The following is an 11,772-nucleotide window of genomic DNA, read 5'->3' on the forward strand; positions in this document are numbered from 1 at the left end:
AAATGAAATAAGAGGATACTTAAATGCAGGGGATCGAGGCCAAGCCTATTATAAATATTATGAACTGACCGGTTCAGTTCAGTTCAAGCCCTTTCAAATAACGACTTATATGGGGCCTGGGGAGGTATAGGGATCAAATTATGAAAAATAGATGTTTCATTATTACCTTAGCAGTGGTCGTTGGGCTTATTGTTTCAGTACACTTCTACACAGAAAGAAATATTACTATGGAGGTAGGGAGGGGCGGTTATACCTCAACCTTTAGCATTCCGGATGCCTATTTCCGGGAAGCGTTTAACAAAGAACTGTTTGGGTATAGGGAGATCGAATTGGAATATCTGTATCCTGAAATGAAGCCTTTAAAGCCTCATTACAAAAAACTTAGAAATGAACTGTCAGAAAAATTTAGAAATATTAGCCAGATTAATACAGCGCTCGAGAATAGAGTTTTAACTTTGAATATCTATGGAGCACCGGCCCCTATCAGTAAAAACAACTTAAATTCTAGAAATTATTTATCAGGAATACTTCTGGAAGAAAACTCTCATTTTGAAAAGTACGGCAAATCCGATTTGAGCTATTACGATTACCACTTTTGGATAAAAAATAAGGAGTTCCCGTACCTTATTGCCTGTGTTGAGGGTGGAAAATGCTCGATTCGATCTTCATTTAACCAAACAGTATCTTATGAGTTTGGCATTACTGAAGAGCGATACAACGAATGGGGACTAATTGACAATTTGGTCCGCCTAGAAATTAGTAAATTTTTACAATAAATGGAATTAAATAATGCCTGTAGAGCAAATTACTGAAGAACACATTCAAGAACTTTCTGCTTTTATTGCTGATGGAGATAGGGGCGGGTTTTACTTAAGGTTATATGAGCTAACCGGTGAGAAGCAAGTCCTTATTCAAGCAGCTATTACCACTTATAGTGGGGTCTGGGGTGGGATGGCTGTTACAGGTAATTATTTGGCTAAGTTGGCAGACTCTGAGCACTATCAGTTAACTTTAGACCAGTTCTCTATGGATATTGTCGTAGCAACATTAGAGGCAGTAATAAATGATATTGTAGGGGACGGAACCGGAATAATAAACGAAACGGATATGAAAGAGGCTGATCATGGAGTTTGGGACAGCAAACTCATGGGTTCCTTGTTCCCTGGAAATATCCAATTCATCACTGAGCCGTTGCTATACTTAGAGCGCTGGAATGATATATGGAGTGAAGGAACTTACAACTCCTTTAAGGCTGGTTTTACTGAATTAAGTCCATTTGAATCCGCAGAAATATATTCAGCTCTGGAGCTAGGTAAGCGCTATGATGATTTCGATGAGTTAAATTATATTAAGGACGACGGGTCTACTGATGGGGTTTTAAAAGTTTTTGACAAAAGTACTGGGCATTTAGTGTTCATACAAGATATGGATCCAGATTTACCTTTCTCTATCCTGCCCGGTTTTGGGGAGGAAAACTATATTAGCGGACTGTCTCCAGACTCTGATGCGTATGCAGCGCGTGAAGCACTTTGGGCCTTTACTCAATCAAATCAGCCAGCACATACAGAGTTTTTAGAAAATCAGGTGCCCCCAAATGTATTTCAGGCCCATGCTCTAGATAATGGCTCTTATATTAATTCTGATATGGTTCTTTATCATCAAGAAATACTCAATAAAATACAACTGCTGGATGTGGCAAATGGCATAAGCGTTAATGATCGAGAACAAATAGTATCTCTTTACTCAAACCAAGAAGACAAGGGGATAGAAGGCTTCCTAAAGTCAATGGAAAGACTCTTCCTCAATGTTGAAAACCCTCAACCTGTAAGCAACGAACAAAATTATGTTGACCGAATGACAGCTTTAAATATTTATTTAGCTGACATGGGGGCGTCCAGTAGCATCGCTGAGATTATTGACCTATCTTCCCTTTCAGTGTCAGAAATTATTGATCTTGCGAAGCTAGATAACAATGAAGGCCTAGCGTTTAGATATGCGTTAGAGAATACATTACCTATTGCAATAATATCGACGGGTAACTTGTACGATGCGCATAACAGCGATGGACAGCTTTCGCTAGAGAACTATAGCGAGTCATACTTGACTGATAAGGCTGTTTTTTTAACCGCTTTTTTACAGGCAAACTTAGCCAATAGTTTAAGCGATACTGTACATAATCCTAGCCAAGAAAAAATCACACTGTACTGGGATGAATTCTCGCAGAGTGAATTAAAAGTGGGGAATATAACACCAGGCCATACGACTCATGATCGAGTAGTTATTTTTGGAGACGCTGATGGCAATACAATTGAGGGAGAGGAGTTCGATGACAATCTATATGCTCGTGGAGGAAGCGATACAATTGATGGCAAGGATGGAAATGACAAATTATACGGTGGAAAAGGGAATGATCATTTAACGGGTGGTAAAGGGGTTGATTATCTTGAAGGCGGTGAAGGAGACGACACCTATTACTACAATACCGGAGATGGCAATGACACGATTCGCGACACTCAGGGAAAGAATGAATTAAGGTTAAACGGCCAGAAGATCACCAAGCTCACACAAACAGACGACAAGGGGGAGTTGTATGAAGATGAGCAAAAAAACCATTACTATTTCTCTGAAGATGGCAAACTTTATATCACGTTAAAAGGTGATACTTCAGATGGCGTACTCGTTATTGAAGACTTTAGTAAGAGTCTAGCGGATGAGCGGTTCGGTATACGAATTGAAACGGGTGAGCCTATCCCGCCTGTGCTTAATGGGGCGTTTGATGTCGGTTTGGGGTTGCGCCCAGGTTCGAGCGAGGTGTTTCAACCTTTGTTTGAACACCGTACTGACTGGTTTGACCCTCAGAAAGGAATTATTTATGACGCTACCGTTGCCACTGAGTTATGGAATCAGTTAGAAGAAATCCCTCCACGCCAATACGGCAAGTTTATTGAAGGCGGGGACTTTGGGTTTCAGGGTGGAAATGGCAATGACATTCTAGTTGGCGGCGATAGCGCCAGAGTACACAAAAGTTCTCCTGAGTGGGCTGCTGCATATGCAGCTTTACCAGCGGAGATTAAGCAATATCTTGCAGACAATCCTGAGATTAACCAAATAGGTGGAGAAGATCATCTTTTTGGGCGAGCAGGTGATGATTTTATCAATGGTAAAAATGGTAACAATACATTATATGGAGGTATTGGTAACGACCAAATTTTTGGTGGAGGTGGAGTTGACTATATTGCCGGAAATTTTGGCATTGAAGCCAAATTAGTTTATGACGCAGGGGGTAAGTGGATAGGATTTAGTGACACAGAGTCTGCAATTACCAACTCTGACTATATGTATCCCTCTGAGACGGGGAATGGTAAAGATATCATTTTCAGTGGGGCTGGTGGCGACTATGTTTCGGGGGACCGAGACAATGACATGATTAGCACAGGCTCCGGGGCTGATTATGTAGGAGGTGGACATGGGGCTGATGTTATATATACAGGCAGTGAAGGCGATTTTGTTTATGCAGACTCAAAAATAGAGTTGGCGAGCCATCATTGGGTCGAAGATGATATAGCTTATTCGATGACGACTCCAATGGCGAATGCTATTGTTGCTACGGTTGCCGGGGAAACTTATAACGACAAGGTTTGGGGTGGCTCAGGTAATGACTGGATTCTCGGTGAGATCGGTGATGACACGATATATGGAGAGGACGGTGATGACCACTTATGGGGGGATCGACATACAGACCCGAGTCAACTGCCTCGTACTACGTATTTTCTAGACGAGTCTATTACAGATTTTTTCCGCGAGCTGCCATTGGAGCTGAATGGCAACGACCATCTTTATGGCGGGAAGGAAAAAAGTGTCAGATCTATTTTTTGAAATTAGAGAATATATCTGAAGCTTTTTACTTAGCTTGAAACTCAAATTAATTAACCTTTATGGAAGAATCAAATGGGTTACGTTAAAGAAAAATTAACACCAGAAAATTGCATAAAAATACAGAATGATTTGGCGAATGAGGTGCCAAAGGGTTTACCTGACTTCTGGAAAAAGAAAGCACACGTTCGAGGTTCAATGTCTGGTGTCCCAACGGATTATGAAACTCCGCTAGGGGTTGTGTCCGATTATAATTACTGGGTGTTTGATCGTGAGCGTAATTTTTATGCTGTTCGATTGACATATGTATTGGAAGTAAAAAGCATAGTGTTATTTCTTGATGGTGAGATTCACTTGCTTGAAACCGAGCCTATGAGTCAAGTACTAAAGCCGCTTCAAATTGAGGGCATTGAAAAGGGCAAAAACGTTAAACGAGAAGCTGAATTAGCTATAGATGCTTTGTATGACGGCAGCTACTATTTCAAGGAGGATATGTAATGGGTAACTTAAGTCAACAAGTTATAGCGGAAATTCAACAACAGGCAAAAAGATTTCAGATTTGTTTTTTTGCGTAAAAAGAGTATATCTGAAATTTTTTATTTAACTTGTAATTTGATTTGGAATCTGGAGAGAAGGATGACCTACCAACTAAAACCTATAACCGCAGAAGATCAAAAGAAGATCCTTGATGACTTTAGTTTGGACTTGGAGCTCAAGAATCGATTTTCGCATGCAATGAAAGAACAACGCTTTGTTAAATTCTGGGCCGTAGATTATGAATCAAATAGTTACTTATTCTTAGCGCCCAACCAAATCAGAGATGATAAGCAAAATTGTCGATTTTGCATTTTTGTCGATCACGAAATCTATAGCTTTGTGCTAGATAACATGTTTGGCCCCTCAACCATTAGTGGGTTAGAAGGATTAAATCATGAGTTACTGTCGAGTTTACAACAAAAAATTACTAATGCCTTTGAGGTTTATGGTCGGTTCGGTGAAGGCCCATTGAACGAATGTGGTCAACCTGAATATATGTTTTCTCCTGAATTTATTGAGGGGAAAGGCTAATGTCGATAACTTATGATCAAGCAATAAAAGCATTATCTGAAAGAGAGTTTACGATTGAGCAGCTTAAAGCTCTTGTATGAAAAAGGTGTCAGCTCTATTTTTTAACCAGAGAATATAGCTGAGATTTTTTGCTTAATTTGAAATACAACTTTATGAAGAGTGTGGAGAGAAGGATGACTTACGTATTAGAACCTATATCACTGGAAGACCAGAATAAAATTATTGATGACGCGATTAGTGATCCTGAAAAGCTTAGCTTGTTAAGCTTTTTAAGAAAAGAAGGCCAATTTTCAAAAAACTGGGCTATTAACAAGAAGGTAGGCAATTATCTATTTTTAGTTCCAGAAATTGTACGTACAGATACAATGTATTCTAGATTTTTTGTGCTTATTGATGGGAGTTGGTTTGAAGTTTATGTTGATAGTTTGTTTGGAAATAAGGCTGCAATTAAAGGAGGGGCAAACTTAGTAGCTGAACTGCGGGGGGAAATTGAAGAAGAGCTTATGCAAGCATTCGTCGTTTATGGGCGCTTTGGTAAGGGACCATTGAATGAGTTTGGTAAACCTGAGTTTGAAATAATTCCTGAATTCAATTGGGAGGTTTGATAATGTCTTTATCTCTTAATCAGGTTGAAGAACTACTTGCTACAGGTGGCGATACTCGTACCTTAGACGATTTAATCGATATAGTAAAAAATGTATCAGCAAACGTTAACGGCGTTACTAGTGATAGTACTTATTTGCTTTATTCAGGAACAATATTGGATGATCCCAGCACCGTCGTAAGCGATCAATAAACCCCATCTAACATCAGCTCAGATGTTCAATTACGCTCAAACCTCACCAATGATGGGGTAAACCATGAGCAAACCAGCATTAACAGAGAAACAAACTTACTGGCTCAATCACATCCAACAATGTGAGCAGCAGAAACTAACAGCTCCGGTCTACTGTGATCAACATGACTTAAAAGTATCACAGTTTCATAGCTATAAACACGAGCTTCGACGCAAGGGCGTTATTCGAACAGAGCCGTCATCAGCTGCTTTTGCAAAAGCCACCGTCACGCTTCCGCAAAAGTCTGTCCCTCGCAAGCAACCACCCCCCGTTTTTTCTTGCTCTGTTGTCTGGGGCAAGTTCAGATTACAAATGACGATGGGTAGCCCGCTGTTATGATGAGACCTGATAACTCGTCGGTTACCGTCTATCTGCATAGAGAGCCAGTGGACTTCCGTAAATCAATCAATGGGTTGGCAGTTTTGGTGGAGGCTGAGATGAACCTGAACCCATTCGAGGAAGCCCTATTTGTGTTCTGCAATCGTCAGCGAGATAAAATTAAGATACTGTACTGGGAGCGTAATGGATTCTGTCTCTGGTACAAGCGCTTGGATAAAGAGCGATTTAAGTGGCCTAAAAAACTGGGGGAAGATGTTATTAACCTGACAGGCCAGGAGCTAAATTGGCTGCTGGACGGCTTTGATCTTTGGAACAATAGACCTCACCAAACCCTGAATTATCAGTCGGTTATCTAAGCGATTTTGGGTATAATACCAGGCATGAAAATCACCCCGGACAACCTACCTGACGACGTTGAAAGCCTTAAGGCTTTAGTACAAGAGCAACAAGTGCTGTTGGATAAAAAGCAGGCTCGTGTGGAGCATCTAGAGGAGCAGTGGCGTCTGTTCCTACATCGTAAATTTGCCTCGCAAAGCGAGAAAGCGCCGGGTCAGGGTGAACTCTTTGATGAGGCTGAAGCAGCCGCAGAAGATCCTATTATTGAACTCGATGCGGAAGCTACCCCAAGTTCTGAAACTAAAACTAAAGCCAAGACTCGTGGCCGTAAACCATTACCGTCTGAACTGCCTCGCGTTAAAGTAATCTATGATCTTCCTGAATCTGAGCTTCAATGTCCTTGTGGCTGTCAACTCACGGAAATGGGTGAAGAAACATCGGAACAGCTTGATATCATTCCTGCCAAAATCCGCGTACTGCAGCATATTCAGAAAAAGTATGCCTGCAAGGCCTGCGAGGGGAATATCAAAATAGCCACCAAGCCAGCTCAACCAATCCCAAAGAGCAACGCCAGTGCGGGATTGTTGGCTCATGTTGCGGTCTCAAAGTATCAGGATGCGTTACCGCTTTACAGACAAGAAGGCATGTTCAATCGTGTAGGCATTCACCTTCCTCGGCAGACACTAGCGAACTGGATGACCCGTGTCAGTGAGTTACTGCAACCACTGATCAATCTAATGCGTGACCGATTGCTTGAGAGCCCCGTCATTCATTGCGATGAAACGGTGGTTAAGGTTCTTAAAGAACCGGACAAACCTGCCAGTAGTCAATCCTATATGTGGGTCCAGGTTGCGGGGCCACCACAACAACGTATTGTCCTGTTTGATTATGATCAGAGTCGTTCCGGTCAGGTACCTCTGCGCCTGTTGTCCGGCTATCAAGGCTACCTGCATACCGATGGTTATGAGGGCTATAATGCCGTCGCGTCACAACCAGGTATTACCCAGCTCTGCTGTATGGCGCATGCTAGGCGCAAGTTTATGGAAGCAAAAAAAGCGCAACCTAAAAATAAAGTCAAGACCAGAGGAAAAGCTGATGTTGCCATCGACATGATCGGTAAACTGTATGGACTTGAACGGGCTTATAAAAGTGCGAAACCGGAAACCCGCTATCAAATGCGACAGGAAAAAGCGAAACCGGTAATAGACAAGCTTCGAAAATGGTTAGACAAAACTGTCTCGACGGTGCCACCGACCACTTTACTGGGAAAGGCCCTGCATTATATGGATAAATACTGGTCGCGCTTGACCATATATTTAGACGATGGCCAACTACAGATCGATAACAATGTTGCGGAAAATGCTATTCGCCCGTTCGTAGTGGGGCGTAAAAACTGGTTGTTTAGTGATACCCCGAAAGGAGCCCATACCAGCGCCCGAATTTATAGTGTTATCGAAACAGCCAAAGCGAATGGACTGGAGCCTTATGCTTATCTCAAGCAGCTGTTTACCCAGTTACCGTTAGTCGCAAACGTCAATGACGTGGAGGCACTGCTGCCATGGAATCAGGACCTAACGACTTTGCTCATGAACGAAACGTTACCGCAAGGTGTGAATTAATTACCGCTTACGCACCGTCTATGCATCGCAAGCGGCAGCGGCAATCAAAAAAACTGGAGGTGGTGTTGATATTCTGAGTAGTGATGTAGGTCAACTTCTTAGAAATAGCGATGTATTTAATGAAGCATTGATGCGTGCAATTAAGCTTGATGTTCTTGGGGATGCATTTGCTAACCCTTCTACATATGAGGAGTTAGATGAATTAAAGACAAAACAAAACCTTATTCTACACGGAAAAGACGGAATAGGTTCAGATGCTCCCAGGGTTGCTAACGCTAACTCCCTCTGGGATATAGCTTCAGAAAATTATGTTAAAGAGGCTGTCGGCAATTTCAGAATTATTGCTCCAAATAATATTAGTGATTTGAGTGTATTTGTTCAAAGCGAATTACCAGCGCTCTTAACAAACAGCAATATAGGTTCAATTGATGGTATTCCTCTCAGTGATATTCTTGAAAAATATCCCTCATCATCTCCAAGCCAGATTGCTGATGTAATTACTCATATTAATTCTTGGTCTAGGTTACAAGTGAGTATTAGTGGTTTGTCAGCCACGGATACTTCTAATTATTTAAGCCTCACTCCTGACGGTTATTTAGCAAGGATTCAAGCAAATCCAAGTTTGTTGAACGATATTACATCAAATCTTGGTGAAATGGATGGAGCTAAACAAACAGAGTTTAAAAACTGGGCAAAGTCCACGTTTGATTTTGGTGAAGGTGTTGCTGTAAGTGGCGGTAAGATTCTAAACAAACTGGGCATAGTTGGTAGTATTGCTGGTTTAATGTTTATGTCATTTGAAGCAAATGCAGCTGAAGAAGCAGGAGATCATGAACTCGCAATCCAAATTGCCGAAGAGTATGCTGTTGATACAGCTGGTTCACTGGTTGGCGAGGCTGCTGGTGCTTCAATAGGAGGCGTTGCACTTGCTGTAGCTGCCGCTGCTGGAGTAACGGTAGCCGCCCCGTTAGCCGCAGTTGTAGTGATTGGAGCATCTATAACTGGTGGAATCTTTGCCGGTGGCACTGCTACGGAATACTACAAAGACTTTGTTGGAAAGACAGAAGGAGGAAAACGAACCTTAATTCAAAGTGTTTCAGATTGGTTATTCGGTGATGCCACCACCCCAGAAGAGATCATTTCAAAAATCCCTGGCCCAGCAGAGCCACAATTAGAGTACGTTTCTCTGTCCCCTGAGTATGATACGACTGGTGAAGTTAGCCCAACACCAACCCTAACCTCAGAAGAATTCTCATTCTACGTAAATGATCTTGTAGCCGGAGCCAAGTCAAATATGGCATTCAGGCACGCGCTTAAAGAACTAAGCCCATTCGCTATTCTAAATGCTGATATTGATCAGCATAACACCAGCGGTGAACTGGATTTATATAACCCAGAAACGGGCACAGGAACCATGACAGAAGAGTGGATAAGTGCAAGATCATTAGCCTTACTATTCCGCAACATTCAAAATGATGGAGTGGACATTAATGGGCTCACTGATGACTCCTACGCCATTGTTATCCACCATGAAGACGGCGAATTAGAAATTATTACCACCACCGGTATTTTGGGTGGAGAACCCAAGGGTATCTATCTTGGCAATGATATGGATGAATCATTTGAAGGTGGCTCTAATGACGATTTGTTCTTTGGTAAAGGTGGTTCAGATACGTTTTATGGAAAGGATGGCCATGACAAATTATATGGTGGAAAAGGGAATGATCATTTAACGGGTGGTAAAGGGGTTGATTATCTCGAAGGGGGTGAGGGCAACGATACCTATTACTACAATACCGGCGATGGCAATGACACGCTTCGCGACACTCAGGGCCAGAATGTATTAAAGATTAATGGACAGGTAATCAACAACCTTACACAAATTGATGACAGTGAAGATTTGTATTTGGACGATCAGGGGAACCGTTACTACCTTTCGGGCGATGGCAAGCTTTATATAACGTTAAAAGACGATGTTACGGGTGGAGTGATCACTGTTGAAGGTTTTAACAAGAGCCTAGCGGAAGAGCAGTACGGAATAAAGATTGAAGTTGGTGAGCCTACCCCTCCTATACTTGACGGAGCGCATGATGTGGGTTCTGGGTTGCGCCCAGGTTCGGAAGAGGTGTTTTCACCTATGTTTGAACACCGTGCTGACTGGTTTGCCCCCCAGAAAGGAATTATTTATGACGCAAACGCGGCCAAAGGGTTGTGGGGTAAAGATGGTAGCAATCCATATGGCCTTTTCGTTAGAGGTGGAACTTTTGGGTTTCAAGGAGGAAATGGCAATGATAGCCTAGTTGGTGGAGATACTTCAGTTATATATAAAGGCACACCTGAATGGGACGCTGCCTATGCCCAACTGTCCGAAAGTATTAGGGACTACCTTAAGGATAACCCAGGGCAAAACTATATAGGAGGAACCGATCAGCTTTTTGGACGAGCTGGCGATGACTTTATTGATGGAAAGGATGGAGACAATTATTTGTATGGGGGGATAGGAAATGATCAGATTTTTGGCGGCAAGGAGACTGACTACATCTCTGGCAATTTTGCGTTTGACGCTAAGCTAATTTATGACTCGCAGGGGAAGTGGATAGGTTTCAGCGACTCAGAACTTGCGATCACGAATCCTGACTATATGTACCCTTCTGAAACTGGCAACGGTAAGGATCTTATCTTCAGTGGCGCAGGAAAAGATTATGTGTCAGGTGACAGGGACAATGACTTGATCAGCTCTGGGGCCGGCTCTGATTATGTAGGCGGAGGACATGGATCTGACATTATTTACACAGGGACTGGTGATGACCTGGTTTATGCCGATTCCAATATAGAGTTTACGTATCACCAACGGATTGAAGACTCCATTGTAACCTCGTTTACTATTCCAATGGCTAATGCAATTGTTTCAACTGTAGCAGGCGAGACCTATGATGATAAGGTTTGGGGAGGTTCTGGTCAGGACTGGATACTCGGTGAAGTTGGTGATGACACGTTGTATGGAGGGGAAGGCGATGACCACATATGGGGGGATCGTCATACAGACCCGAGTCAACTGCCTCGTACTACGTATTTTCTAGACGAGTCTATTACAGATTTTTTCCGCGAGTTGCCATTGGAGCTGAATGGCAACGACCATCTTTATGGCGGGAAGGAAAAAAGTGTCAGATCTATTTTTTGAAATTAGAGAATATATCTGAAGCTTTTTACTTAGCTTGAAACTCAAATTAATTAACCTTTAAGGAAAAATCAAATGGGTTACGTTAAAGAAAAATTAACACCAGAAAATTGCATAAGAATACAAAATGATTTGGCTAACGAATTACCAACAGTCATGCCAGAACTTTGGCAGAATAAGTCACATATTCGCGGCCCAAAACCAGGGGTGCCTCAAGACTATGAAACACCTTTTGGATATATATCAACAAATGACCCTTGGGTTATTGATCGTGAACGAAATTATTATGCAGCATGGGTTGTATATGTTTTTGAGGTTAAACGCATTTTGTTGTTTCTTGATGGTGAGATTTATTTGTTGGAAACAGAAGTTAAGAGCCGAGTTTTGAAACCTCTTCAAATAGAAGATATCAGCAAACGTGACAGAGTAAAAGAAGAAGCCAAAGCTGCAATAAAAGTACTGCTACGAGGTGGTTATTATTTCAAGGAGGATAAGCAATGGATAACCTAAGCCAATAATAGAC

General features: G+C 42.0%; 11 protein-coding genes. All 11 read left to right on the plus strand.

The annotated features are described in order from the left end of the window. Positions 1–140 precede the first annotated feature (140 nt). Complete coding sequence (locus tag MY523_RS00780; protein WP_250656909.1) at positions 141–776, plus strand: hypothetical protein; 636 nt, start codon at positions 141–143, stop codon at positions 774–776. 13 nt (positions 777–789) lie between these two features. Continuing rightward, a complete protein-coding gene (locus MY523_RS00785) occupies positions 790–3,876 on the plus strand; it encodes a hypothetical protein (RefSeq protein ID WP_250656910.1) in 3,087 nt (1,028 codons plus the stop codon). Between the two features lie 72 nt (positions 3,877–3,948). Then, the gene (locus MY523_RS00790) at positions 3,949–4,371 is read left to right on the plus strand and encodes a hypothetical protein (RefSeq protein ID WP_250656911.1); all 423 of its coding nucleotides are present in this window, start codon (positions 3,949–3,951) and stop codon (positions 4,369–4,371) included. Positions 4,372–4,509: 138 nt separating this feature from the next. Further along, positions 4,510–4,941, plus strand: coding sequence for a hypothetical protein (locus MY523_RS00795; RefSeq protein ID WP_250656912.1), 432 nt, complete (start codon positions 4,510–4,512; stop codon positions 4,939–4,941). A 173-nt stretch (positions 4,942–5,114) separates the two neighbouring features. Next, positions 5,115–5,546 (plus strand): hypothetical protein, encoded by a 432-nt coding sequence (locus MY523_RS00800; RefSeq protein ID WP_250656913.1) that lies wholly within the window; start codon positions 5,115–5,117, stop codon positions 5,544–5,546. Positions 5,547–5,548: 2 nt separating this feature from the next. Continuing rightward, positions 5,549–5,737 carry a hypothetical protein gene (locus MY523_RS00805; protein WP_250656914.1) on the plus strand — a complete coding sequence of 63 codons (189 nt, stop codon included), beginning with the start codon at positions 5,549–5,551 and terminating at the stop codon, positions 5,735–5,737. 64 nt (positions 5,738–5,801) lie between these two features. Continuing rightward, positions 5,802–6,116, plus strand: a complete 315-nt coding sequence (gene tnpA, locus MY523_RS00810) for an IS66 family insertion sequence element accessory protein TnpA (RefSeq protein WP_250655120.1) — start codon at positions 5,802–5,804, stop codon at positions 6,114–6,116. Beyond that, a complete protein-coding gene (tnpB, locus tag MY523_RS00815; RefSeq protein WP_250655121.1) occupies positions 6,113–6,472 on the plus strand; it encodes an IS66 family insertion sequence element accessory protein TnpB in 360 nt (119 codons plus the stop codon). Before tnpA ends, tnpB begins: the two co-directional genes overlap by 4 nt. A 24-nt stretch (positions 6,473–6,496) precedes the next feature. Next, positions 6,497–8,071 (plus strand): IS66 family transposase, encoded by a 1,575-nt coding sequence (tnpC, locus tag MY523_RS00820; RefSeq protein WP_250655122.1) that lies wholly within the window; start codon positions 6,497–6,499, stop codon positions 8,069–8,071. Positions 8,072–8,201: 130 nt separating this feature from the next. Beyond that, a complete protein-coding gene (locus MY523_RS00825; protein WP_250656915.1) occupies positions 8,202–11,252 on the plus strand; it encodes a calcium-binding protein in 3,051 nt (1,016 codons plus the stop codon). Between the two features lie 72 nt (positions 11,253–11,324). Continuing rightward, positions 11,325–11,759, plus strand: coding sequence for a hypothetical protein (locus MY523_RS00830; RefSeq protein WP_250656916.1), 435 nt, complete (start codon positions 11,325–11,327; stop codon positions 11,757–11,759). Positions 11,760–11,772: the final 13 nt, after the last annotated feature.

The organism is Alkalimarinus coralli (assembly GCF_023650515.1).
Taxonomy (GTDB): Bacteria; Pseudomonadota; Gammaproteobacteria; order Pseudomonadales; family Oleiphilaceae; genus Alkalimarinus; species Alkalimarinus coralli.

Coding starts and splice junctions, on each gene's coding strand:
- tnpB (WP_250655121.1), top strand. CDS start 6,113: ATGATGAGACCTGATAACTCGTCGGTTACCGTCTATCTGCATAGAGAG.
- MY523_RS00830 (WP_250656916.1), top strand. CDS start 11,325: ATGGGTTACGTTAAAGAAAAATTAACACCAGAAAATTGCATAAGAATA.
- MY523_RS00795 (WP_250656912.1), top strand. CDS start 4,510: ATGACCTACCAACTAAAACCTATAACCGCAGAAGATCAAAAGAAGATC.
- MY523_RS00780 (WP_250656909.1), top strand. CDS start 141: ATGAAAAATAGATGTTTCATTATTACCTTAGCAGTGGTCGTTGGGCTT.
- tnpA (WP_250655120.1), top strand. CDS start 5,802: ATGAGCAAACCAGCATTAACAGAGAAACAAACTTACTGGCTCAATCAC.
- MY523_RS00825 (WP_250656915.1), top strand. CDS start 8,202: ATGCGTGCAATTAAGCTTGATGTTCTTGGGGATGCATTTGCTAACCCT.
- MY523_RS00805 (WP_250656914.1), top strand. CDS start 5,549: ATGTCTTTATCTCTTAATCAGGTTGAAGAACTACTTGCTACAGGTGGC.
- tnpC (WP_250655122.1), top strand. CDS start 6,497: ATGAAAATCACCCCGGACAACCTACCTGACGACGTTGAAAGCCTTAAG.
- MY523_RS00785 (WP_250656910.1), top strand. CDS start 790: ATGCCTGTAGAGCAAATTACTGAAGAACACATTCAAGAACTTTCTGCT.
- MY523_RS00790 (WP_250656911.1), top strand. CDS start 3,949: ATGGGTTACGTTAAAGAAAAATTAACACCAGAAAATTGCATAAAAATA.
- MY523_RS00800 (WP_250656913.1), top strand. CDS start 5,115: ATGACTTACGTATTAGAACCTATATCACTGGAAGACCAGAATAAAATT.